Consider the following 22,362-nt stretch of genomic DNA (forward strand, 5'->3'; position numbering starts at 1 on the left):
CATGACCGTACGCACCGGATGGCAGGGCCGCTACTTCGAGGACTTCGAGGTCGGCGACGTGTATCAGCATGGCCTGGGGCGCACGGTCACCCAGGCGGACAACGTCTGGTTCACCCTGCTCACCCAGAACACCGCTCGAGTGCACTTCGACGCGCATTACGCCGCGCAGACCGAGTTCGGCCGGCCACTCGTGAACTCGGCCTTCACCATCGCGCTCGTGACCGGGCAGTCCGTCAACGACGTCTCCTACAACGTGATGGCGAACCTGGGGTGGGACGAGGTGCGGCTGCCGAACCCCCTGTTCGAGGGCGACACGGTCTACTCGTCCTCCGAGGTGCTCGCGCTCCGGGAGTCGCGTTCCAGACCGGAGGTCGGAATCGTCACCGTGCGGACCACGGGCACCAACCAGGAGGGGACGGTCGTCATCACCTTCAACCGGACGGTGATGGTCTACCGGCGAGGCTTCGGACCCGCGCATGGACCGATGACCGGCGGATGACCGCCGGCCGCGACGGCGCGGCCCGACCGTCCGGCCGCGACGGCCCGTTCCGGCCTTCTGGCTGCCCCGGCCGGGCCTTCCGGCCGGGTCAGCCGGGCGGGCCCGACAACAACTCGGCCACCAGGTTCTTCGGCGCGATCTCCACGAGGCTCAGCATCGTCTCGGTCCGCTGCACGCCTTCGATCTGCCAGATGTGATTCATGAGCAGTTGCCGCAGATGCAGGTGATCACGTACCCGGAGCCGGGCGAGCATGTCGATGGCGCCCGTGACGATGTCGAGCCCCTCCAGTTCCGGGATGAGGGCGAGTTTCTCGACGAGTTCCCTCTGCTGGTAGCCCTGGACGGCCGTGATCGTCAGGTACACCGTCATCGGGAAGCCCGCTGCGGACCAGTCCAGGGCTATGCCGTAACCGCGGATCACGCCGAGGCGCTCCAGGCGCGCGATGCGTTCGCCGACCGCGGGGGCGGACATCCCGAGCTCACGGGCCAGCGCCCGCTGGGAGCGCCGGGAGTCCTTGCTGAGCAGCACGAGTATCTGCCGATCCACGTCGTCGAGGGGGACCGGCGGCGACTGCGCGGGAACGTCGGTCAGATCGCGCAGCGGAGCTGTCGAGGCGTTGGGTGCGGCGGCTCGGCGTCGAGGGGGCATGGCGGGAAGGCTACCTGGCCGCAAGTGCCCAAAGCGTACTTCCCACCGAAGTCGCCCGTATGGGGAACGCCACAACGCGCAACGCTCTCTTGCCGCCGCCGTGGAGAGGGCCGTCCGCATGGTGATGGTGGAGGGAGCAGATGCACCCAAGGGGTACGGACTGGTAATTAAGTGACGAATGGTTAGTATTAGCTCGGATCTCCTTACAGATGACCATCCTGAAGGTCGACTTGGGTTTCACTTCGCGAACCGTTCATCCGGACGGTGCGCGAACCGGCAGAACGGAGCGTGAAGACCAGTGCGGGTCTTCGACAGCAACTGGATGCAGATCGCCGCCTACCTCCAGCACGACGATCGCGTCGTGCTTCCCGTCGGCTCGACCGAGCAGCACGGGTACCTCTCGCTCGGGACGGACGCGCTCCTGGCCGAGCGGGTGTCGGTGGAGGCGGCGGAGCCGCTCGGCGTGCCGGTCCTGCCGGTCCTGCCGTTCGGCATGGCGCCGTACTTCACCGAGTACCCGGGCAGCATGAGCCTGCGGATCAGCACCTACATCGAGGTGATGCGCGACCTGCTGGACTGCCTGGCCTCCCAGGGGTTCCGGCGGATCGCGGTGGTCAACGGCCACGGGGGCAACGCGCCCGTCGCCGGCCTCATCCGCGAATGGATCAACCGGCCGCGGGAGCACCGCGTGCAGGTCGTGTTCCACAGCTGGTACAACGCGCCGAAGACGGCGGAGGCCGCCGCCCGGTTCGACGAGGACCAGTACCACGGTTCCTGGCTGGAGAACTTCGCCTGGACGAGGGTCGCCGGAGCCGAGATCCCCACCGGCAGCGCGCCGGTGCTGCCGAGGTCGGTGGCGAACAACGCGACCGCGCAGGAGATGAGGGCGCTCTCGCCCGACGGAAGCCTGGGCGGGGCTTATCAGCGCAGTGACGAGGACATGCAGATCGTCTGGGACGCCGGTGTGGCCGAGGTCCGCGAACTGCTCGAGAAGGGATGGCTCGACCAGTGACAACAGGCAACGGCAGGATCGCCGTCGTCACCGGCACGGCGCACGGGATCGGGTCGGCCATCGCGGCCGCGCTCGAAGCGGACGGGGCCCGGGTGCACGGCATCGACAAGGACACGGTGGACGTGACCGATTCGTCCGCGGTCCGCGACTACTTCGCCGAGATCGGTGACGTCGACATCCTGGTCAACAACGCGGGCGGGGTCGTCGGCCAGGTTCACCACCCGATCGAGGAGATCACCGACGAGGACTGGTCCGCCGTGGTCGCGGCCAACCTGACCAGCACCTTTCTGTGCACCAGGGCGGTGGCGCCGGGAATGAAGCGGCGGGGTTTCGGCCGGATCGTCAACATCTCGTCCGGCGCGGGCCGCAGCGTCAGCCTGACCGGCATCCAGGCCTACGCCAGCTCGAAGGCCGGCCAGATCGGCTTCACCCGCCAGATGGCGCACGAACTGGGCCCGTTCGGCATCACGGTCAACTGCATCGCGCCGGGATTCGTCCTGTCCAACCCCACCACCATCAAGCAGTGGGAGAGCTACGGCGAGCAGGGACAGGCCGCGCTCGTCGAAGGCATCGCGGTGCGCAAGCTCGGGGCGCCGGAGGACATCGCGCACGGTGTCCGGTTCTTCGTCTCCGAGTCCTCGTCCTGGATCACCGGCCAGACCCTCTCGATTGATGGCGGACATGCTCTCTTTTAACTCGACCGACGCCGAATACCTCGAAGAACTCGCCGGCTACGTCGCGGTGCCCAGCGTGAGCCGGGACGCGACCGAGGAGACCATGCGGTCCGCCGCGGAATGGCTCGCGGCCCAGTTGTCCTTCGCGGACGGCCGCGTCGTCGCGACGGCGGGTCACCCGGTGGTGCGGGGCGACTGGCTCGGAGCTCCGGGCGCTCCCACGATCCTGGTCTACGGCCACTACGACGTGCAGCCGACCGGCGACCTCGCCGAGTGGCGCACCCCTCCGTTCGAGCTCACCGTCGACGGCGACGTGATCCGCGGACGCGGAGTCACCGACGACAAGGGCCCGGTTTTCATCGTGCTCAAGGTGGCGCAGGCGTTCCTCGAGCAGGAGGGCGCGCTGCCGCTGAACATCAAGTTCCTCTTCGAGGGAGAGGAGGAGATCGGCAGCCCCCACCTTCCCGCCTATCTGCGGGAGCACGCGGACGAACTCGCGGCCGACCTGGTGATCTCCGCCGACGGAGCCATGTGGCGCCCGAGCGAGCCGTCCCTGTCGATCGCCTCCAAGGGCCTGGTCACCCTGGACATCGAGGTCACCGGCGCGGAGGGCGACCTGCACTCCGGGCGGTTCGGCGGCACGGTCGCCAACCCCGTGCACGCCCTGAGCGAGATCCTGGCGGGACTCCACACACCCGAAGGACGGGTCGCGGTCGACGGCTTCTACGACGGGATACCCGAGCTGAGCGACGAGCGCCGTGCCGCCATCGCGGCGGTGCCGTTCGACGAGGACCGCTACCGCGACGACCTCGGCCTGGACAACGTCTTCGGTGAAGCCGGCTACAGCACGCTGGAACGGCTGTGGGAGCGTCCCACCCTCGAGATCAACGGGATCAGAGCCGGCGGCAAGTACACCGTCATCCCGCACATCGCGACCGGCCACATCTCCTGCCGGCTGGTACCGGGACAACGCCCGGAGCGGGTGCTCCAGGCGATCACCGACCACGTGCTCGCGCACAAGCTCACCGGCGTCCGCGTCGCGGTCCACGCCGACGAGGGCGGGGTGCCCGCGTACACGATCCCGGCCGACCACCCGGCGATCCGGGCCGCCGGCGCGGCGCTCGAGCACGTCTACCCCGGCCAGGACGTCCTGCTGGCGGTCATCGCCGGGACCCTGCCCGCCACGGCGCTGTTCGAGGAGGTGCTGGGCGCCAAGACGCTCTTCTTCTCCTTCTCCACGGCGGACGAGAACCTGCACGCGCCGAACGAGTTCATGCGCGTCTCCCGGCTGCGCGAGGGCATGCGCGCCTGGGAACACCTGTGGCGGCTGCTCGCCGACGGACCCCACCGGCTGGCTCCGGTCCGGCACGACGGGCCCGCGCGATGACCGGTGAGCCGTACCGGTCCTACGGTTATCTCACCCCGGGCGTCGACCTTCCCGTCTTCGACCTGGCCCCGGAGTTCGGCCGCGTTCCGCCGTACACCGACGGGCTCGGCGCGGAGGACCGGTCGCGGGCGGAGCGGCTGCTGCGCGACACCATCGTGATCAGCCTGCACGACCATCCGGTGCGGTTCCCCGCCGACATGCGTCAGACCCCGGAGTACAACCGCACCGGACGCCAGCACACGGCGTTCGCCGGGCTCGCCGCCTCCGGCATGACCGTGGTGTTCGACAACATGATGGACGGCACCGCCTGCGTCACCGGCAACGCGCCGTGGCGGTGGCTGGACATCATCACCGATCTGGGCATGCGGCAGGCCGACATCGCCCACCAGGACGACGTCATCGTGGTCCGGACCCTGGCCGACATCGACCACGCCCACCGGACAGGCAAGGTGGGACTGGTGTTCGGCCTGGAGGCGGCGACACCGATCGAGAACGAGATCGACCGGCTCGACGTCCTCTACGGACTCGGTCTCCGCCAGATCGGCATCGCGTACTCCGACGCGAACGCGCTCGGCAGCGGCCTGAACGAGACCACCGACGGCGGGCTGACCGACTTCGGCAGGCGTGCGATCGCCCGGATGAACCGACTGGGCCTCGCGATCGACATCTCTCACTCCTCCGACCGCACCGGCCTCGACACGTGCGCCGTCAGCGAGCGGCCCGTCTTCATGACGCACGCGGGAGCCCGCGCGGTCTGGGACACGCCGCGGATGAAGCCGGACGACGTCCTGCGCGCCGTGGCCGAGACCGGCGGAGTGATCGGGATGTCCGCGGCGCCGCACACGACGCTGTCCCACGCCCATCCGCGGCACAGCATCCTGTCGGTGATGGACCACTTCCGGTACTGCCTGGATCTGGTCGGCATCGACCATGTCGCGTTCGGGCCCGACACCCTTTACGGCGATCACGTCGGTCTCCACACCGTCTTCGGGCACCTGCTCAAGGTGGGGGCCGCGGCCCCCGGGGGTCCCCCGTTCGAAAAGGTGGAGTACGTGGACGGCCTGGAGAACCCGACCGAGAACTTCGCCAACATCTGCGGCCTGCTGGTGCGTGAAGGCTTCTCCGACAGCGAGATCACCGCGGTGCTCGGCGGCAACATCCTCAGAGCGCTCAAGCAGATCTGGGTCTAACCCGGATCTGCTCCGCGGGCGACTCGCCCGCGGCATCCCCCAGGCGTACGCGCCGCCTCCCGTCCCGGCCGCGCGACGCCAGATCAGCCATCCCGTCGACAGGGAAGCCGACAGGGAAATCGACAGGAAAGAGGACCAGCGGTGGCCGACAAAGAGGTCGCAGCCGAGCCGAACGCCCAGCTCTCTCAGCTGAGTGCGGAGTTCTTCCAGATCAAGCACACGGCCGACCCGTTCAGTGCGACGCTGCTCGGCGTCTCCGGCTTCGACGGCCTGGTGCCCGACGTCAGCCGCGCCGGATCGAGCGCCGACGCCGCGAAGTTCGCCGACCTCGAACGGCGGTTGGAGGACATCGATCCCGAGACCCTCAACCCCGCCGACCAGGTCAACCACGCGGTGCTCGGCCGCCTCTCCTGGGCCGCGCGGTCGGATCTCGAGCACGCCCTGTGGGAGACGGGGGCGTCGGCGGACGGGTACTCCGCGCCGCAAGGGATGATGTTCATGGCGGTCCCCGAGGCGCCGCTGAAGGACGCCGAGGCCACCGAGCAGTACATCCGGCGGCTGTCCGCCCTGCCGCCGTTCCTCGACGCGATACTCGACCGCTACCGGGAGGCCAAGGCGGACGGCCGGATCCCGACCCGTGTCGGCGTCGGCCAGGCCATCGACCAGCTCACCGGCCACATCGCGCTCAGCCTGTCCGACGACACCCTGCTCAGCCCCCGGCTGCCGGCCGGCGTGGACGAGGACCGGATCAGGGCCCGCGCGGCCGAGATCGTCGAGGAGTCCGTCCGTCCCGCGCTGCGCCGGCTGCTCGACGGCCTGCGGGACGAACTGCTGCCGGTCGCCCGGCCCGACGACAAGGTCGGCATCCGGTTCGTCCCCGGCGGCGAGGAGGGCTACGCCGCCGCGGTGCGGCGGCACACCACCACCGACCTGACCCCGGAGGAGATCCACCAGATCGGCCTGGACTGCCTCGCGGAACTGCGCCCGGAATGGTCCGAGCTGGGCGGCCGGGTGCTCGGCACCGGTGACGTGCGGGAGGTCATGACCCGGTTGCGGGAGGACCGGTCGCTGCGGTTCGGCGACGCCGGTCAGATCGTCGAGACGGTCACCGACGCGCTGCGGCGCGCGGAGGACGCCCGCGACGACTGGTTCCCCGCCTACGACATCGCCGACTGCGTCATCGAGGAGATCAACCCGATCGAGGCGGGCAACGCGGCGCTGGCGTACTACCGGCCGCCCGCCGGTGACGGGTCCCGGCCCGGAGCACACTGTGTGCTCACGGCCGACCCGCAGGAGCGCTTCGTCTACGAGTACGAGGCGCTGGCCTTCCACGAGAGCACACCCGGGCACCACCTGCAGATCGCCTCGGCGCAGACGCTCACCGAGCTTCCGGAGTACCGGCGCTTCCTGGACGCCGAGGTGTGCGGCTACGTCGAAGGCTGGGGCCTGTACAGCGAGCGGCTGGCCGATGAGATGGGGCTGTACACCTCGGACGTCTCCCGGCTGGGGATGCTCTCGTTCGACGCGCTGCGGGCCTGCCGGTTGGTCGTCGACACCGGCATGCATCATCTGGGCTGGTCACGGCAGCAGGCCATGCAGTTCATGTGGGACAACACCGCGACCACCCAGGCCAACGTGCGCAACGAGATCGACCGCTACATCGCGTGGCCCGGCCAGGCGCTCGCCTACATGATCGGCCGGCGCGAGATCCGCCGTCTGCGCGGCGTGGCGCAGGATCGGCTCGGATCCCGGTTCGACGTCCGCGCCTTCCACGGGACGGTGCTCGGCAACGGCGCGGTCCCGCTCGGGGTGCTCGAGCAGATCGTCACCGGCTGGATCGACACCGTGCCCGCCTGACGCCTGCCCTTTCAGACTTCCGTCCCCCGCTTCTCCGGACTTGTTTTCAGCTAGGAGTGCACGTGTTCGTAGAGATCAATGGAGCGCAGCTCAACGTCGAGGTCCTCGGCCGGGAGGGCGCGCCCGTGCTGATCGCCCACCACGGCGGTGGCGGCATCGGTTCGCTGGCCGAGCCGAAGTCGACGTTCGGCCCGCTCGCCGACATCTTCCGCGTGGTGGTGTTCGACGCCCGCGGCTGCGGCCTGAGCGAGGCCGTGCCGCCCTACTCCCACGCGCAGTGGGCCGCCGACGTCGACGCCCTGCGCGAGTGGGCCGGCGCCGAGAAGATCGTGATCGCGGGCGGCTCCTACGGCGGTTTCATCGCCATGGAGTACGCCATCGCCTACCCCGACCGGGTGAGCGCGATGATCCTCAGGGACACCTCGCCGGATCGCACCAACCTGGAGGTCGCCACGGAGAACGCCCGCAAGCAGACCCGGGTGGAACTCAACTGGGAGAACTACGAGCGGTACTGGAGCGGCAACATCCGCGATGACGAGGATCTGAAGGCCTGCTGGGCCGAACTGATCCCGCTGTACGACTTCGAGTACGACCCGGTGGCCGCCGCGGCGCGGGTGGAGGCCGGCATCTACCGTCATGAGGCGCACAACTGGTGCTTCCAGCACAACGCCCCGATCTATGACGTCAAGCCGCAGCTTCCGTCCGTCACCTGCCCCACCCTGGTCACGGTGGGCCGTACGGACTGGGTGACCCCGGTGTCGTCGGCGGAGACGATCGCCTCGCTCATCCCGAACTCGAAGCTGGTCGTCTTCGAGAAGTCCGGCCACTCACCGCAGATCGAGGAGGCCGAACTGTTCCAGCAGACGATGCGCGACTTCCTCGCGGAGGCGTTGCCGGGGACGGCGGCCCGATGATCACGCGGCGGACGCTGAGCATCCCCGAACTCGGTCCGGACGGTCTCGACATCCCGTACTTCGACATCCGAGGTCGCGGGGACGGGCCCCTGCTCACGGTGCTCTCGGGCGTGCACGGGGCCGAGTACGCCTCGATCGCGGCTGTCCGCGAATTCGTGCGGGATCTCGATGTGGAGACCGTCTCCGGCCGGATCATCGCCGTTCCGGTGGCCAACGTGCCGGCGTTCTGGGCCAGGACGCCGTTCGTCGTCCCGGCCGACGGCAAGAACCTGAACCGGCACTTCCCCGGTGACCCCGACGGCACGTTCACCGAGGTGCTCGCCCACCATCTGTTCACCTCGTTCATGGTCGGCGCCGACTACGTGGTCGACCTGCACGCCGGCGACGTGCCCGAGGCGCTCGAGCCGTTCGCGATCTTCGAGGAGTCCCCGGTCGAGGCGGCGTCGCGCGACCTCGCCGTGGCGTACGGCGCCGGGCACATCGTCCGGCAGGCCGCGGTGGCACGGACGGTGGCCGGCAGCAGTTGCGCCGCCGCCGCGGATGCCGGCATCCCGGCCATCATCGCCGAGTCCGGTCAGAACGGCCTGCTCGACCGGGCCGCGATCGACAGGCACGTGGCGGGGCTGAGTAACATCGCCAGGTCCATCGGCGTGCTCGACGGTGATCCGTGGCCGGCGCGCGAAGCTCAGTGGCATGAAGGCTGGCACTGGCTGCGCACCGACCGAGCCGGCTGGTGGCAGCCCGCTGTGACGACGGGGGAGCCGGTGCCGGCCGGTGGGCTGCTCGGAACCATGAGCGACGTCTGGGGTGAGGTGTTCGCCGAGGTGCGGGCGCCCGAGGCCGGTACGCCCCTGTTCCTGACGACCAGCCCGGCGGTGTCCGCGGACGGCCTGCTGCTCGGTCTCGCGCGCTCGGGCACCTGAAACGTATGTTGTCCCACAAGTTCAGTGCATGTCTGGTTTCATGCTGTCCTGAGATCAACGGCAGCATCAGAAGGGCACAAATATGGCCGACGACGAGATCACCCGGACGTTCGCCGAGTTCGACGGCGACAACGACGGATACATCACCGCGGCGGAGTTCAAGCTCGCCATGAACGCCCGCCGCGAGGAGGTCAGCGCCGACGACCTCGACTCCATCTTCGAGCACACCGACGATGACGAGGACGGGCGCATCAACCTGGCGGAGTTCGCGGAGGCGTGGAACGCCTGAGGAACGCCCGACGGGACGGCCCCGCCCACCTGCACGGCTCAGCCGTCGGCGGGCAGGCGGGGCGTCCGCGTCGCAGGGCGGTCATCGACGAGCGTGGCCAGCGCGGCCAGCGCGCGCTCGGACGGGCTGCCGGGGGCGGCCTGGCCGACGATGAGTTTCTGACCGGGGTCGCCCGTGATGTCGAAGACCTGATAGTGAAGGGTCATCTCACCGACGACGCGATGACGGAAGCGGATAGACGGGTTGGTCTTGGCCTGGACGTCGTGGCGAGCCCAGATCCGGCGAAATTCCTCGCTCGCGCGTGAGAGTTCCTCGACCAACGTGACCAGGGACGGGTCGTCGTGCGCGCCCGCCACAGCGCGCAGATGGGCCACCTTGGCCCGGGCCTCCTGCTCCCAGTCGCGGTAGAACTCGCGTGCCGCGGGGTTGAGGAACGTCAGCCGCAACAGGTTGTCGTTGCCGTCCAGCCCCGCGTAGAAGGCGGACGCCAGCGGATTGGCGGCCAGCACGTCCCACCAGCGATTCACCACGAACGCGACCGCGTGGTCGCACCGGTCGATGAGCCGCCGCACGTCCGGGTCGACGCGATCCGCCTGCTCGGAGGGCGGGAGCTTGTTCCGGGGCCGTGCGAGCTCGAACAGGTGCGCGCTGGCTTCGAGATCGAGTCGCAGGACGCTCGCGAGGGCGTCGAGCACGTGCTCCGACGGGTGGCGGTCCCTGCCCTGCTCCAGCCGGACGTAATAGTCGGTGCTGACGCCGGCCAGCATGGCCACCTCGTCGCGGCGGAGCCCCGGCGTCCTGCGGCGATCGCCGGCCTCCGCCAGCCCGACCTGATCAGGGGTCATGAGCTGCCGCCGGGCGCGGAGGAACTCACCAAGAGCGGTCCTCATACCGGACAGGCTAGAAACCTTCACATCAAATATGGGCAAAGGAGTAGTACACGCTCGTTCAGACCCGTGGCCGAGGCGGAGAAGCCGGCCGTCCGACGGTCGACGGCCGTGGGCGCGACCGTCAGGCCATGTCCCAGAGCAGGCGGTAGTAGGCGATGCGGTCCCGGTCCGGGGTGATCCCGTACGCGTCGTAGACGATGCCGTCGTATCCCGGGCCGTAGTTCCACTCCGTGCTCCACGCCGCGACCGCGAGGTCGGCCCATCGGTCGGCCACTCCGAGCGAACCGAGGTCGACGTGCGCGGCGAACGTCCCCTCGTCGTGAAGCAGGGTGTTGGGGGCGCACGCGTCCCCGTGGCAGACGACGAGACGGTCGACGGCGGGCGGTTCGCCGATACGCGCCCGGGCCTCCGCGAGATCGAGGTGCCGGTGCTCGGAGAACCGGTCGGCGGGTCCCTCGCCGCCGGCGATGCGTTCGTCGGCGCGTGCGAGCCGTCGGGCGATGCTCCAGTCGAACGGGCACCGGTCCACGGGCAGGGCGTCGTGGAGCAGGCGCAGTCCTCGGCCGATCGCGGCCGCGGCGGTCGCCGGGTCGGCGGTCCAGTGCGGGTCCACCGCCGAGCGGCCGGGTACCGCCGCCGTGACCAGCCACGTCCCTTCGGTGTCCGCCCCCTGCCCGACGACTCGCGGGACGGTCGCCCATCGTCGTGCCCAAGCCAGGCGCTCGGCCTCGCCGGGGAGGTCGATCTCCGGGGTGCCGGCGGCGATCCACTTGACGTACCGGGTGCCATCATTCCCGCCGCCGAGGCGGAACGTCAGGCCGCCGAGTTCGTTGCGCCACACCGGAGTGACGGTGTCGCCTCCGGCGAGTGCCGAGACGGCGCCGGGGACGGGCACGGGGCCGGTCGGTATCTCGGAGGTGACGGGACGGCTCATGACGTGACGGTAACCCGGTACCCGGGTACAGGATGCACCCCGGATCATGCCGCCGGGCAGGCACGGCCACTCCATCGAAGATCGGCCTCGGGGTTGAGCGGCCGGGAACCGGATAGCCTCGCAGGGTGAACGGCACATCCCGCCCCCGTCGTCCATCGCCGCGCGCCGCCGGGCCCTGCCCCTGCGGCCTGCCCGCCGCGTATGGTGAATGCTGCGGCCGGTTCCACGCCGGGCAGCCCGCGCCGTCGGCGGAGGCGCTCATGCGCTCGCGCTACGCCGCGTTCGCGGTCGAGGACGAGGCCTACCTCCTGCGGACCTGGCACCCCACCACCCGGCCGGCCCGCGTCGAGTTCGAGCGGGGCATGCGGTGGACCGGGCTCGAGATCGAGGAGGTCTCCGGGGGGAGCCCCTTCCACACCACCGGCACCGTCACCTTCCGCGCCGGTTACGCCCACCGCGGGGAGCCCGGTGAGCTGCGTGAGCGGAGCCGGTTCACGCGGCATGAGGGTGCCTGGGTCTACGTCGACGGCGTCGTCACGACCTGACCGGGCACGCGTCGCCCGTCGTGAGGTCGGGAGCCGGGTTCCGGGCTCATATGATCAGGAGCCGTACGCAGCTCAACCTGAGCACGAGGAGAAGTGAGTGATGGCCGCCCGTATCGAGCACCTGGTCACCTCGGGCGTGTTTTCGCTCGACGGAGGCAACTGGGACGTCGAGAACAACGTCTGGATCGTCGGCGACGACACCGAGGCGATCGTCATCGACGCCGCCCACGACGCGGACGCCATCGCTGAGGCGCTCGGCGGGCGTACCCTCCGCGCGATCGTGTGCACGCACGCGCACAACGACCACATCGACGCCGCTCCCGCCCTGGCCGGCCGTACGGGTGCTCCCATACTCCTGCACCCCGGCGACCTGCCGTTGTGGAAGCAGACCCACGCGGAGCGGCTGCCCGACGGTGACCTCGCCGACGGCCAGGTGTTGTCGGTGGCCGGCACCCGGCTCACCGTGCTGCACACGCCCGGCCACGCCCCCGGTGCCGTGTGCCTGCACGCGCCCGACCTCGACGAGCACGGCACCGTTTTCACCGGCGACACCCTGTTCCAGGGGGGACCCGGAGCCACCGGGAGGTCGTTCTCCGACTTCCCCACCATCATCGACTCCATCCGCGACCGCCTCCTGGCCCTGCCGGCGGAGACGCGCGTCCGTACCGGCCACGGCGAGTCGACCACCATCGGCGCCGAGGCTCCCCATCTGGAGGAGTGGATCGCGCGCGGCCACTGAGGTGCGGCCGCCCGGTCCGAAGAACGAGTCGATAGCCGGAGCGGGCTGAAATTTCCTGACATAGTGGGCGCATGCGCTTGATCAAGTATGGGCACGCCTGCGTGCGCCTGGAGGTCGGCGGCAGGGTGCTCGTCATCGACCCGGGCACCTTCTCCGAGGCCGAAGCCCTCGACGGGGTCGATGAGGTGCTGGTGACCCATGAGCACCCCGACCATCTCGACGTGGAAAAGCTTCTGGCGGCGAGCGAACGCAACTCCGCGTTCCGGGTCCACATGCCGCCGTCGGCCGTGGAGGAGGCGCCCGAGCTCGGCGGCGCGGCGATCGCCGTCGAGGTGGGGCGGCGTTTCACCGCGGCGGGGTTCACCGTCGACGTCGTGGGCGGGGCGCATGCCGAGATCTATGACGGCCTGCCCGGCTGCGCCAACGTCGGGTTCATCGTCGACGGCGACGTCTACCACCCCGGCGATTCGCTGTTCGTCCCACGATCGCCGGTGGGGACGCTGCTCGTGCCGGCCGCGGCCCCCTGGCTCAAGCTCGCGGAGGCGCTGGACTTCGTGCGAGCGGTGAAGCCGATGCGGGCGTTCCCGATCCACGACGCCACCCTCAACGACCTGGGCCAGGATTACTTCGACTCCTGGATGGAGTTCAAGGGCGGGACCGACTACGCGCGAATTCCGGCCGGGGGATCCGCGGAGATCTGAATCTCCTGCCCCAGGACCGATGTGTCCAGCGGCCGAAGGGATCGCCCACCTGGCGGACGCCGTTTCCTGGGGCCGCTGCTCCTCGATGTGCTCGACCGGGCCTCGCGGCGCTCCTACGGCCAGAGCCGGTGGCGGGTCCAGCCTCCGCCGGCGCGCTCATAACGCAGACGGGTGTGACGACGCCGCTCGTCGGCCTGCCAGAATTCGACTTCCGCCGCGGCCAGGGCGTAGAGCGTCCAGTCGGTGGAGACCAGGTCCGGGTCGGCCGCGATCCTGGTCAGGGCTTCCTGCAGGGCCGCCTCCGCCTCGGCGGGGTCGTCGAGGACCTGCGACTGACGACTGCTGAGCGCCTCGGCCCGGGCACCGGGTGAGCGTGCGAGGAAATCGGCCGCGCTCGCTTCGGCGCCGGTCGGTGTGACGGCTCCGCGGACGCGGATCTGGCGGCCCTGTCGCGGCCAGTGGAACGTCAGCGCCGCATGCGGGTTGGCCTCCAGTTCGCGTCCTTTGCGGCTGGACGCGCTTGAGGCGAAGTACCAGTTTCCGGACGTGTCGACGTCCTTGCAGATCAGCACGCGTGCCGACGGCCGCCCGTCCTCGTCGGCCGTGGAGAGCGTCATCGCGTGGGGTTCGGGCACCCCGCCATCGATCGCCGAGGTCAGCCATTCGACGAACAACGTGACCGGATCGCCGGGCGCGGTCTCGGGAAGGAACAGCGGCAGTTCGAACGCGAAGACCGGCAACGAACGCAACAGACGCCTGACGTCGCTCTGCTCAGCCGACGGGCTCTTCTGAGACATGGGGTCGTTCTATCACCGCTATCGCTCGAAAGAGGAACTGTATACAGTATGGAACACGCTCGATCATGAGAAAGAGGGATCATGCTCACCAAGCGCGAAGCAGTCGAAGCCGTCCGCCAAGCCAAGGTGGTGACGGGCGTGACCTGGGCACAGCTCGCCGAGGCCGTCGGGCGGCCGCCGGTGTGGACGACTGCCGCACTGCTCGGCCAGCACCCCATGAGCAAGGACGAGGCGGCCACGGCCGCTGCTCTGCTCGAACTCGGGGAGGACGCGGCCCTCGCCTTCCAACTGCAGCCCACTCGCGGGGCGCTCGACGCCGCCGTCCCCGTCGATCCGACCATCTACCGGCTCCACGAGGTCGTCCAGGTGTACGGGCCGACCATCAAGGAACTGATCCACGAGCAGTGCGGCGACGGCATCATGAGCGCCATCAATTTCCGCCTCGACGTGCGGCGCGTCCCCGACCCGGCCGGCGACCGGGTCGTCATCACCCTCGACGGGAAGTACCTCCCCTATCAGTGGTGACAGCCGGGCGCGGCTCGCCCCGACGCCCACGTGGGCTCACCCCTGATCTCTCCTCGGCCCGGGGCGACCGGTTCCCGCACACGCGGCTTGGGTATCGTCGCCGACTGTCGGAGACGCTTCGCGCCGGTGGAGGGTTGGCCAATGGCTGGGACGCCGATCCACTCCGCGCTGGAGCGTCGCCTGGGTCTGACCGATGCCGTGGTGATCGGCCTCGGGGCGATGATCGGAGCCGGGATCTTCGCCGCTCTCGCGCCGGCGGTGCGGGCCGCCGGGTCGGGGCTGCTGCTCGGCCTGGCCCTCGCCGCCGTGGTCGCCTACTGCAACGCCACCTCCTCCGCCCGGCTGGCCGCCCGGTACCCGGCTTCCGGCGGCACCTATCTCTACGGCCGCGAGCGGCTCGGGGACTTCTGGGGCTATCTGGCCGGGTGGGCGTTCGTGGTCGGGAAGACCGCCTCCTGCGCCGCCATGGCGCTCACCGTCGGCTCCTACGTCTGGCCCGGCCAGGCGCACGCGGTCGCGATGGTCGCGGTGGTGGCGCTGACCGCGGTCGACTACGCCGGGATGCGGAAGTCCGCCGGCCTCACCCGGGTGATCGTCGCGGTGGTCCTGGCCGTGCTCGCCGCGGTGGTGGCCGGCGGTCTCGGCTCCGGCGAGGCGGACGCCGCGCGCCTGGCCATCGGAGGGGACGTCACCTTCGGCGGGGTGCTGCGGGCGGCAGGCCTGTTGTTCTTCGCCTTCGCCGGATATGCCCGCATCGCCACCCTCGGTGAGGAGGTTCGCGACCCGGCCCGCATCATCCCCCGCGCGATCCCGCTCGCCCTGGGCATCACGCTGGCCGTCTACGCGGCGGTCGCGATCGCGGCGCTGGCCGTACTGGGCGGGACCGGGCTGAGCGAGGCGACCGCGCCGCTCGCCGACGTGGTCCGCGCCGCCGGGCTGCCCGGCCTGGTGCCGGTGGTGCGTGCCGGCGCGGCGGTGGCCGCGCTCGGCTCACTGCTGGCGCTCATCCTCGGGGTGTCACGCACGACCTTGGCCATGGCCCGCGACCGGCATCTGCCGCATGTCCTGGCCGCCGTCCATCCGCGGTTCAAGGTGCCGCACCGCGCCGAGCTCGCGGTCGGCGTCGTCGTCGCCGTGCTCGCGGCGACGGTGGATGTGCGCGGCGCGATCGGTTTCTCCTCCTTCGGGGTGCTGGTGTACTACGCCGTCGCCAACGCCAGCGCATGGACCCTCACCCCGGACGAGGGCCGGCCGCCCCGAATCGTGCCCGCGCTCGGTCTGGCCGGCTGCCTGGCGCTGGCCTTCGCTCTGCCGGTCTCCTCGGTCATCTCCGGGGCCGCGGTGCTGGCCGTGGGAGCCGCCGTCTACGGAGTACGCCGGACGGTCGTGGCACGCCCGTGACGGATGCCCGCGGGGTAGCAGCGGGCGCGGGCATCCGCGGGGGAGGGGCGCTCAGACGGTGACGGTCTTGGGGTCGCTCATGCTGGGCCTGCCGGTCTCCACGTGCCCGGCGACGCGGCGAACGAAGGTGGAGTCGGCGTCGGATGTGACCTTCAGGTCGTACCAGCCGTAGCTGCCGCCCAGGACCGCGGAGTGCACCACGGTGGCGTTGGGCGCCAACGGGTACGTCGCCGGAGTGGCGCCGCCGTACGCGTCGGCGACGGTGACCCGGCAGGAGGCGCCCCCGCGGTTGGTGAGGGTCAGCGTGACGTCACCGGAAGCGGCGTCGTAGCCGACGGCGACTTCGGGGGCCGCCGGGTTCGTGCCCTTCGCCGGAATGCGCCCGGTGAAGGTGCGCAGGAAGCCGTTGGGCCCGTATACCGCCAGGTCGTAGGCGCCCTGGTTCTTCTTGGGCGGAGTCCAGGTGCCGGTCAGGGTCTTGCCCGCCTCCACCGTGTAGGTCCACGGGCCGCCGAGCCCGTTGGCGGAGGTCGCGTAGAACGTCGCGCCCGCCGCGCCCCGGCTGGCGAAGTCGACCGCGAACGTCCCGCCGGCGGCGTCGGTCCTGCCGTCGGCCTTCAGGTCGTACGGCAGGGGCCGCGTGTGGCGCAGCCCGGCCTCCTGCTTGGGCAGGACGGGAGTGGCCGGCGGTGTGGGGACGTAGTCGGCGTGCCGCTTGCGGTCCGGCGGAGCGTAGCCGGAGGTGTCGGGCAGCGGCGTCTGGGAGGTGTCGGTCTGCGCGAAGTCGAAGGCGCTCGTGAGGTCGCCGCAGACGGCCCGCCGCCAGGGCGAGATGTTCGGCTCGTGCACGCCGAACCGCTTCTCGACGAACTGGATGATCGAGGTGTGGTCGAAGGTCTGGGAGCAGGCCCATCCGCCCTTGCTCCACGGTGACACGACGAACATCGGGACGCGCTGGCCGAGGCCGTACGGCCCGGCCACATAACTGCCGGCCTTCGTGTAGAGCTCCCTGCTGACGTCCGCGGTCGATGTGCCCTGGGCGGCGGAGCCCGGAGCGTAGGGCGGCACGACGTGGTCGAAGAAGCCGTCGTTCTCGTCGTAGGTGATGAACAGGGCGGTCTTGCTCCATACGTCGGGGTCGGCCGTCAGCGCGGCCAGCACGCCGGCGATGTACCAGGCGCCGTAGTTCACCGGCCAGTTCGGATGCTCGGTGTAGGCCTCGGGCGCGGCGATCCAGGACACCTGCGGGAGCGTGCCGTTGAGGACGTCGGACCTGAGGATGTCGAAGAGCCCGCCGCCGGCCTTGACCTGGGTTCCCGTCCGCGCCCTGTCGTAGAGCGGGTCGCCCGGCCGGGCGTTGCGGTACTTGGTGAAGTACAGCAGCGAGTTGTCGCCGTAGTTGCCGATGTAGGGGTCGCTGGTCCAGCCCCAGGATCCGGCGGCGTTCAGGCCGTCGCCGACGTCCTGGTAGATCTTCCAGGAGACGCCGGCCTGCTGAAGCCGTTCGGGGTAGGTCGTCCAGCCGTAGCCGGCCTCGTCGTTGCCGAGCACCGGGCCGCCGCCGACGCCGTCGTTGCCGGTGTACCCCGTCCACATGTAATAGCGGTTGGGATCCGTGGCACCGATGAAGGAGCAGTGGTAGGCGTCGCAGATGGTGAAGGCGTCGGCCAGGGCGTAGTGGAACGGGATGTCGGCCCGCGTCAGGTAGGCCATGGTCGTAGCCGTCTTGGCGGGAACCCACTGGTCGTACTTGCCCTGGTTCCAGGCCTTGTGGCCGCCGTTCCAGTCGTGGTTGAGGTCCTGCAGGAACTGCATGCCCATGTTGGAGGCGGTCGGATGGAACGGCAGCACGTCCTTCGTGCCGTTGGACTGGTACCAGACCGGCTTGCCGCTGGGCAGCACGACCGGGCGGGGGTCGCCGAAGCCCCGCACGCCGCGGAGTGTGCCGAAGTAGTGGTCGAAGGATCGGTTCTCCTGCATCAGGACGACGATGTGCTCGACGTCCTGCAGGGTTCCGGTTCGTACGGCGGGCGCGATGGCGGCGGCACGGGCGATGGTCTGGGGCAGCAGCGAGAAGGCGGCGGTGCCGCCCGCGAGCTGGAGGAAACGTCGACGACCAATTCCGGTCATGGCGGGCCTGTCTCCTATGAGGGGTGCAGCGCTGACAGCTGGCTGCACCAATGGTCATCAGGCGATGACGAACGCCTCGGGACAGGAACGGAACATCATTCGGAAGGCCGTCTGAACGGCTTGGCCGCGGGTTCCGGCGTGTGCGGCGGCGCCGCATTCCCGTGGACTCAGGGGACCTGCACAAGTCGCCGGACGGCGTCGACCACGGTGGAGCGCCGGCGCGCGAGATCCGTGGGATCGGCGACGAGGTCGGTGACCTCGTCGGGGAGGAAGGTCCAGGCCAGGGCAATGCCCTGGACGAGGAAGACGAGCTGCTCGGCGTCGAAGCGCGTCGTCACCGTGCCGGTCGCCTGCGCGGCCCGGATGGCGTCGATCTTGTGCAGGCCCGCCTCGTCCGAGCTCGCGATCCGGTCGCCGGATCCACCGCGCTCGAGGCTGTGCCAGGCCACGATCCGCGCGATGTCCGGGTTCTTCGCGTGACCGTCGAACAACCTGCCGGCGTACCCGGGGAGATCGTCAGGGGTGATCGGGATCTCGGTCACCGTCTCGGTGACGATGCGGTCGAAGACCGCGTCGAACAGGCCTTCCTTGCTGCCGAAGTAGGTGTAGATCAGGCCGGGGCTGCAGCCTGCGCGTGCGGCGATCGCGTCGGTGCGGGTGGCGGCGATGCCCCGCGCGGCGAACTCCGCCAAGGCGGCGTCGAGCAGGTTGCGCTTCTTCGTGTCGGGATCCCGGGTGACCACCCGCTCACAATAATTTATTGAGCGCTCGTTTGACAACTTGTCGCATCGTGTGATCGGCTGAAGTCGGTTATCAAACGAGCGCTCAATAAAGAGCGGGATGGAGCAGATCATGGCGAACAAGGTGTGGTTCATCACCGGCACCTCACGCGGCTTCGGCCGGGCCCTCGCTGAAGCGGCGCTGGACCGGGGGGACTCGGTCGTGGCCACCGCACGCGACACAAGATTCCTCGACGACCTGGTCAGAGGGAGCGCCGGCCGCGCCGTCGCCGTGCCGCTGGACGTCACCGACGAGACCGCCGCCGAAACGGCGATCGCCGCCGGTGTCGAGGCCTTCGGCCGCATCGACGTCGTCGTCAACAACGCCGGCTACGCGGACTTCGGCTCCATCGAGGAGACGCCGCCCGCGCGGTTCCGGGCCCAGATCGAAACCAACCTGTTCGGCGTCGTCAACGTCAGCCGCGTCGCGATCCCGGTGTTCCGGCAGCAGGGACACGGCCGGTTCATCCAGTTCTCCACCATCGGCGGACGACGCGCCGGCGGCCCCGGCCTGGCCGCCTACACTGCGGCCAAGCACGGCGTCGAAGGCTTCTCCGAAGCCCTGGCATCCGAGACCGCGCCCTTCGGGGTCAAGGTCACGCTGATCGAGCCCGGCGGCTTCCGCACCGACTGGGCCGGCTCGTCCATGACGGTCATCGAGCCCGGCGACGCGTACCAGCAGACCCTTGGCGTCCTGCTCGGCATCTTCCGCAGCGGCATGCAGGCGGCGGGTGACCCGGCCAAGGCGGCCCAGGTGATCCTGCAGGTGGCGGACATGGACGAACCGCCGCTGCGGCTGCCGCTGGGCACCGACGCCGTCACCCTCATCAGGCAGGGCGACGAGGCCAAACTCGCCGAGATCGCCGCGTGGGAGACACTGTCCGTCTCCACCGACGCCGACGACGCCGTCCACCCGGACCTGAGCCGCCTGTGAGCCGGGCGTCGACGCGTGTGATCGGCGCGGGCTTTTCACCGGGCTGACGTGACGGGTCAGCCTGGTCTGCCGACGGGTCTGATCCGGTCCGGAAATAAATCGGTGTCCCGTCCACGCTTGGTTCGGTACATTCGCCACGAATCACGCGTTGCCCCGACATCGCAGCGCGCACCTTGATGACGGAGGGGAGCCGGTCATGCGTCACCGCATCGCTGTCGTCATTCCCCAGTCCCAGTATGAGGTGATCCTGGTGTCTTCGTCGGTGACCGATGCCGGCCGCGCGGCCGGCACCGGGCGTCCGTGACGAACGCCTGACCCCTTGTCCGCCCGGCACTGAGCCGGTCGGGTACGTCCCGATGCGGTGACGCCGCGTCAGGGGTTTCCGCGTGGCCTTAGCTCAGGCCGTTCTGTCCGGAATCGCGCTGTCCTGTTCGGATTTCCCTGAAGGGCCACGGACCGTGCGCACCAACCTGCACCGTCATCTCACCGACCCGCTGACCGGCGTTCGCAATCTGGGCATCCTCGCTCACGTCGACGCGGGCAAGACCACCATCACCGAACGGATCCTGTACGTGACTGGCGCCACCTACAAACGTGGCGAGGTACACGACGGGACGACCGTCACCGACTTCGACTCCCAGGAGCGCGACCGTGGCATCACCATCTTCGCCGCGGCCGTGAGCTGCGTATGGGACGGCCACCGGATCAATCTGATCGACACCCCAGGCCACGTCGACTTCTCCGACGAGGTGGAACGCTCGCTGCGGGTGCTCGACGGCGCCATCGCGGTGTTCGACGGAGTCGCGGGAGTCGAACCGCAGAGTGAGTCGGTGTGGCGGCAGGCCGACCGGTACGGCGTGCCGAGGATCGCCTTCGTCAACAAGCTGGACCGCGCGGGCGCCGACCTCGACACGGTGGTCGAGTCGATCCGCGAGCGACTGCGGGTGGCCACGCTGGTGGTCCAGATGCCGATCGGGCGGGAGGACGGTTTCACCGGCGTGGTGGATCTCCTTCGCATGCGGTCGGTGATCTGGGCCGACGGCCGTGACACGTTCACGGAGGGCCCGGTGCCGGACGACCTGCGGGACGAGGCGCACCGGCGCCGCCGGCAACTCGAGGAGGCGGTGGCCGAACTGCATCCGATCGCGCTGGAGGAGTTCTGCGCGGAGTCGGCGATCTCCGCACGGACTCTCGCCGCCGCGCTGCGCGACCTGACCGGCACCGGTGAGGGACTGGTGGTGTTGTGCGGATCCGCCTACCGCAACCGCGGGATCGAACCGCTGCTCGACGCCGCCGTGTCCTACCTGCCCTCGCCACTGGATGTGCCTGCCGTACGAGGCGTCCAGGACGGCGCGGTGCAGGAGCGGGCCGCCGACCCGGCGGCGCCGTTCGCCGCGCTGGTCTTCAAGGTGAGTTCGACCGCCACGGGGCGGCTGACCTACCTGCGGGTGTACTCGGGGACGGTCCAGAGAGGAGAGACGGTGCTGGACGCCGGCGCACGCCGTACCGAGCGGATCGGCCGCATCCTGCGGGTCCAGGCCGAACGGCACACGGAGGTGGACCGGGCGGTGGCCGGGGACATCGTCGCGGTGGTCGGGCTGAAGGCGGCCCGTACCGGCGCCACTTTGTGCGTCCCCTCCGCGCCGTTGGTCTTCGAACCGCCGGCGGCGGCCGACCCGGTGGTGTCGGTGGCGGTCGAGGCCCGCAGGAGCACCGACGCCGACCGGTTCGCGTCGGCGCTGGCACGACTGGCGGAGGAGGATCCGTCGCTCGCGGTCCGGACCGACCCCGAGACCGGTCAGACGGTGTTGTCGGGGATGGGCGAGCTGCATCTGGAGGTCGCGGTGGAGAAGATCCGTCGTACCCATGGGCTGGACGTCGACGTCGGCCGGCCGCAGGTGGCCCACCGGGAGACGGTCGTCCGCGGGGTGTCCGGACTGCTGTACCGGCACGTCAAGCAGGACGGAGGCGCCGGTCAGTTCGCCCACGTCGTCCTCGACGTGGCGCCGCTGGACGCGTCTCCGGACGCCGCCTGTGACGACGGCGGTGCGGCGGAGTTCGTGTTCCGCTCGGCCGTCGTCGGCGGGAGGGTGCCACGGGAGTACGTCCGGGCGGTGGAGGCCGGCTGCCGGGACGCCCTGGCGGACGGCCCGCTCGGCGGTCACCCGGTGACCGGTCTGCGGGTCACGCTGACCGACGGAGCCACCCATCCCAAGGACTCCTCGGAGATGGCGTTCCGCACGGCAGGCCGGCTCGCCCTGCGGGAGGCGCTGCGCGCGAGCACGATGGCGTTGCTCGAACCACTGGCCGAGGTCACGGTCACCGTGCCCGACGACGCCGTCGGCGGGGTCCTCGGCGATCTGTCGGCGCGACGCGGCCAGGTCTCGGGCTCGACCGTGCGGGCGGGCACGGTGGTGATCACCGCGACCGTGCCGCTGGCCGAGATGTTCGGCTACGCGTCCCGGTTGCGCAGCCGGACCCATGGCAGGGGGACCTTCACCACCCGGGCCGTCGGGTACGCCCCCGTGCCCGGCACGGCGCCGACAGGGACGCAGCCCCGGTAGAACCCGGCGGTGGCCCCGCCCGAACACGG

At 70.2% G+C, this 22,362-nt stretch carries 21 protein-coding genes and 1 pseudogene; 16 read left to right on the forward strand and 6 right to left on the reverse strand.

Features of this window, described 5'->3' with window-relative positions:
* Position 1 precedes the first annotated feature (1 nt).
* A complete protein-coding gene (locus Psi02_RS23165; protein ID WP_203954056.1) occupies positions 2-499 on the forward strand; it encodes a MaoC family dehydratase in 498 nt (165 codons plus the stop codon).
* Positions 500-587: 88 nt separating this feature from the next.
* Here the strand turns inward: Psi02_RS23165 and Psi02_RS23170 are convergent, their stop codons facing one another.
* Positions 588-1,148 carry an Lrp/AsnC family transcriptional regulator gene (locus tag Psi02_RS23170; RefSeq protein WP_203977507.1) on the reverse strand — a complete coding sequence of 187 codons (561 nt, stop codon included), beginning with the start codon at positions 1,146-1,148 and terminating at the stop codon, positions 588-590.
* Positions 1,149-1,446: 298 nt separating this feature from the next.
* Between Psi02_RS23170 and Psi02_RS23175 the strand changes: the two genes are divergently transcribed.
* The 8 genes and pseudogenes from Psi02_RS23175 to Psi02_RS23210 form a co-directional block, all read left to right on the forward strand.
* Positions 1,447-2,160, forward strand: a complete 714-nt coding sequence (locus tag Psi02_RS23175; protein WP_203977509.1) for a creatininase family protein — start codon at positions 1,447-1,449, stop codon at positions 2,158-2,160.
* Positions 2,157-2,855 (forward strand): SDR family NAD(P)-dependent oxidoreductase, encoded by a 699-nt coding sequence (locus Psi02_RS23180; protein ID WP_203977511.1) that lies wholly within the window; start codon positions 2,157-2,159, stop codon positions 2,853-2,855. The genes Psi02_RS23175 and Psi02_RS23180 overlap by 4 nt, the downstream gene beginning before the upstream one ends.
* Complete coding sequence (locus Psi02_RS23185; protein ID WP_203977513.1) at positions 2,842-4,221, forward strand: dipeptidase; 1,380 nt, start codon at positions 2,842-2,844, stop codon at positions 4,219-4,221. The genes Psi02_RS23180 and Psi02_RS23185 overlap by 14 nt, the downstream gene beginning before the upstream one ends.
* Positions 4,218-5,411 carry a dipeptidase gene (locus Psi02_RS23190; protein WP_203977515.1) on the forward strand — a complete coding sequence of 398 codons (1,194 nt, stop codon included), beginning with the start codon at positions 4,218-4,220 and terminating at the stop codon, positions 5,409-5,411. The genes Psi02_RS23185 and Psi02_RS23190 overlap by 4 nt, the downstream gene beginning before the upstream one ends.
* A 141-nt stretch (positions 5,412-5,552) precedes the next feature.
* Positions 5,553-7,268, forward strand: coding sequence for a DUF885 domain-containing protein (locus tag Psi02_RS23195; protein ID WP_203977517.1), 1,716 nt, complete (start codon positions 5,553-5,555; stop codon positions 7,266-7,268).
* 62 nt (positions 7,269-7,330) lie between these two features.
* Positions 7,331-8,182 carry an alpha/beta fold hydrolase gene (locus Psi02_RS23200; RefSeq protein ID WP_239095087.1) on the forward strand — a complete coding sequence of 284 codons (852 nt, stop codon included), beginning with the start codon at positions 7,331-7,333 and terminating at the stop codon, positions 8,180-8,182.
* On the forward strand, positions 8,179-9,105 hold the full coding sequence (locus Psi02_RS23205) for a succinylglutamate desuccinylase/aspartoacylase family protein (RefSeq protein ID WP_203977521.1): 927 nt from the start codon (positions 8,179-8,181) through the stop codon (positions 9,103-9,105). Before Psi02_RS23200 ends, Psi02_RS23205 begins: the two co-directional genes overlap by 4 nt.
* A 67-nt stretch (positions 9,106-9,172) precedes the next feature.
* Positions 9,173-9,394: pseudogene (locus Psi02_RS23210) on the forward strand (EF-hand domain-containing protein); the annotation flags it as partial.
* Between the two features lie 38 nt (positions 9,395-9,432).
* On the opposite strand, the gene Psi02_RS23215 reads toward Psi02_RS23210, so the two are convergent.
* Positions 9,433-10,284 carry a helix-turn-helix domain-containing protein gene (locus Psi02_RS23215; RefSeq protein WP_203977525.1) on the reverse strand — a complete coding sequence of 284 codons (852 nt, stop codon included), beginning with the start codon at positions 10,282-10,284 and terminating at the stop codon, positions 9,433-9,435.
* Positions 10,285-10,405: 121 nt separating this feature from the next.
* Positions 10,406-11,218, reverse strand: a complete 813-nt coding sequence (locus Psi02_RS23220; RefSeq protein ID WP_203977527.1) for an aminoglycoside 3'-phosphotransferase — start codon at positions 11,216-11,218, stop codon at positions 10,406-10,408.
* Between the two features lie 188 nt (positions 11,219-11,406).
* Here Psi02_RS23220 and Psi02_RS23225 point away from each other — a divergent pair, with 188 nt between their 5' ends.
* From Psi02_RS23225 to Psi02_RS23235, 3 genes are all read left to right on the forward strand, one after another.
* Positions 11,407-11,763, forward strand: a complete 357-nt coding sequence (locus tag Psi02_RS23225) for a YchJ family protein (protein ID WP_308442258.1) — start codon at positions 11,407-11,409, stop codon at positions 11,761-11,763.
* 97 nt (positions 11,764-11,860) lie between these two features.
* Positions 11,861-12,502 carry an MBL fold metallo-hydrolase gene (locus Psi02_RS23230; RefSeq protein ID WP_239095088.1) on the forward strand — a complete coding sequence of 214 codons (642 nt, stop codon included), beginning with the start codon at positions 11,861-11,863 and terminating at the stop codon, positions 12,500-12,502.
* A gap of 71 nt (positions 12,503-12,573) precedes the next feature.
* The gene (locus Psi02_RS23235) at positions 12,574-13,203 is read left to right on the forward strand and encodes an MBL fold metallo-hydrolase (protein WP_203977533.1); all 630 of its coding nucleotides are present in this window, start codon (positions 12,574-12,576) and stop codon (positions 13,201-13,203) included.
* A 113-nt stretch (positions 13,204-13,316) separates the two neighbouring features.
* Here the strand turns inward: Psi02_RS23235 and Psi02_RS23240 are convergent, their stop codons facing one another.
* Positions 13,317-14,000, reverse strand: coding sequence for a pyridoxine/pyridoxamine 5'-phosphate oxidase (locus tag Psi02_RS23240; protein ID WP_203977535.1), 684 nt, complete (start codon positions 13,998-14,000; stop codon positions 13,317-13,319).
* Between the two features lie 81 nt (positions 14,001-14,081).
* Between Psi02_RS23240 and cynS the strand changes: the two genes are divergently transcribed.
* Both cynS and Psi02_RS23250 read left to right on the forward strand, forming a co-directional pair.
* Complete coding sequence (gene cynS / locus Psi02_RS23245; RefSeq protein ID WP_203977537.1) at positions 14,082-14,525, forward strand: cyanase; 444 nt, start codon at positions 14,082-14,084, stop codon at positions 14,523-14,525.
* Positions 14,526-14,666: 141 nt separating this feature from the next.
* On the forward strand, positions 14,667-15,926 hold the full coding sequence (locus tag Psi02_RS23250) for an APC family permease (protein ID WP_203977539.1): 1,260 nt from the start codon (positions 14,667-14,669) through the stop codon (positions 15,924-15,926).
* Between the two features lie 51 nt (positions 15,927-15,977).
* On the opposite strand, the gene Psi02_RS23255 is transcribed toward Psi02_RS23250, so the two are convergent.
* Positions 15,978-18,056 (reverse strand): phosphocholine-specific phospholipase C, encoded by a 2,079-nt coding sequence (locus tag Psi02_RS23255; protein WP_203977541.1) that lies wholly within the window; start codon positions 18,054-18,056, stop codon positions 15,978-15,980.
* 167 nt (positions 18,057-18,223) lie between these two features.
* Positions 18,224-18,931 (reverse strand): TetR/AcrR family transcriptional regulator, encoded by a 708-nt coding sequence (locus Psi02_RS23260; protein ID WP_239095089.1) that lies wholly within the window; start codon positions 18,929-18,931, stop codon positions 18,224-18,226.
* On the opposite strand from Psi02_RS23260, the gene Psi02_RS23265 reads away from it, so the two are divergent.
* Positions 18,909-19,769, forward strand: coding sequence for an SDR family NAD(P)-dependent oxidoreductase (locus Psi02_RS23265; protein WP_203977550.1), 861 nt, complete (start codon positions 18,909-18,911; stop codon positions 19,767-19,769). The two genes, Psi02_RS23260 and Psi02_RS23265, sit on opposite strands and share 23 nt — an antisense overlap.
* A gap of 458 nt (positions 19,770-20,227) precedes the next feature.
* Positions 20,228-22,333: an elongation factor G gene (gene fusA, locus Psi02_RS23270; RefSeq protein WP_239095090.1), complete on the forward strand. Its 2,106-nt coding sequence runs from the start codon at positions 20,228-20,230 to the stop codon at positions 22,331-22,333.
* Positions 22,334-22,362: the final 29 nt, after the last annotated feature.

It is taken from the genome of Planotetraspora silvatica (assembly GCF_016863315.1).
Lineage (GTDB): Bacteria > Actinomycetota > Actinomycetes > Streptosporangiales > Streptosporangiaceae > Planotetraspora > Planotetraspora silvatica.

Excerpts from the sequence above, each read along its gene's own strand:
- Psi02_RS23165 (WP_203954056.1), top strand. The coding sequence starts at position 2 with ATGACCGTACGCACCGGATGGCAGGGCCGCTACTTCGAGGACTTCGAG.
- Psi02_RS23170 (WP_203977507.1), bottom strand. The coding sequence starts at position 1,148 with ATGCCCCCTCGACGCCGAGCCGCCGCACCCAACGCCTCGACAGCTCCG.
- Psi02_RS23185 (WP_203977513.1), top strand. The coding sequence starts at position 2,842 with ATGCTCTCTTTTAACTCGACCGACGCCGAATACCTCGAAGAACTCGCC.
- Psi02_RS23190 (WP_203977515.1), top strand. The coding sequence starts at position 4,218 with ATGACCGGTGAGCCGTACCGGTCCTACGGTTATCTCACCCCGGGCGTC.
- Psi02_RS23205 (WP_203977521.1), top strand. The coding sequence starts at position 8,179 with ATGATCACGCGGCGGACGCTGAGCATCCCCGAACTCGGTCCGGACGGT.
- Psi02_RS23215 (WP_203977525.1), bottom strand. The coding sequence starts at position 10,284 with ATGAGGACCGCTCTTGGTGAGTTCCTCCGCGCCCGGCGGCAGCTCATG.
- Psi02_RS23220 (WP_203977527.1), bottom strand. The coding sequence starts at position 11,218 with ATGAGCCGTCCCGTCACCTCCGAGATACCGACCGGCCCCGTGCCCGTC.
- Psi02_RS23235 (WP_203977533.1), top strand. The coding sequence starts at position 12,574 with ATGCGCTTGATCAAGTATGGGCACGCCTGCGTGCGCCTGGAGGTCGGC.
- Psi02_RS23240 (WP_203977535.1), bottom strand. The coding sequence starts at position 14,000 with ATGTCTCAGAAGAGCCCGTCGGCTGAGCAGAGCGACGTCAGGCGTCTG.
- cynS (WP_203977537.1), top strand. The coding sequence starts at position 14,082 with ATGCTCACCAAGCGCGAAGCAGTCGAAGCCGTCCGCCAAGCCAAGGTG.
- Psi02_RS23250 (WP_203977539.1), top strand. The coding sequence starts at position 14,667 with ATGGCTGGGACGCCGATCCACTCCGCGCTGGAGCGTCGCCTGGGTCTG.
- Psi02_RS23255 (WP_203977541.1), bottom strand. The coding sequence starts at position 18,056 with ATGACCGGAATTGGTCGTCGACGTTTCCTCCAGCTCGCGGGCGGCACC.
- Psi02_RS23265 (WP_203977550.1), top strand. The coding sequence starts at position 18,909 with ATGGCGAACAAGGTGTGGTTCATCACCGGCACCTCACGCGGCTTCGGC.
- Psi02_RS23260 (WP_239095089.1), bottom strand. The coding sequence starts at position 18,931 with ATGAACCACACCTTGTTCGCCATGATCTGCTCCATCCCGCTCTTTATT.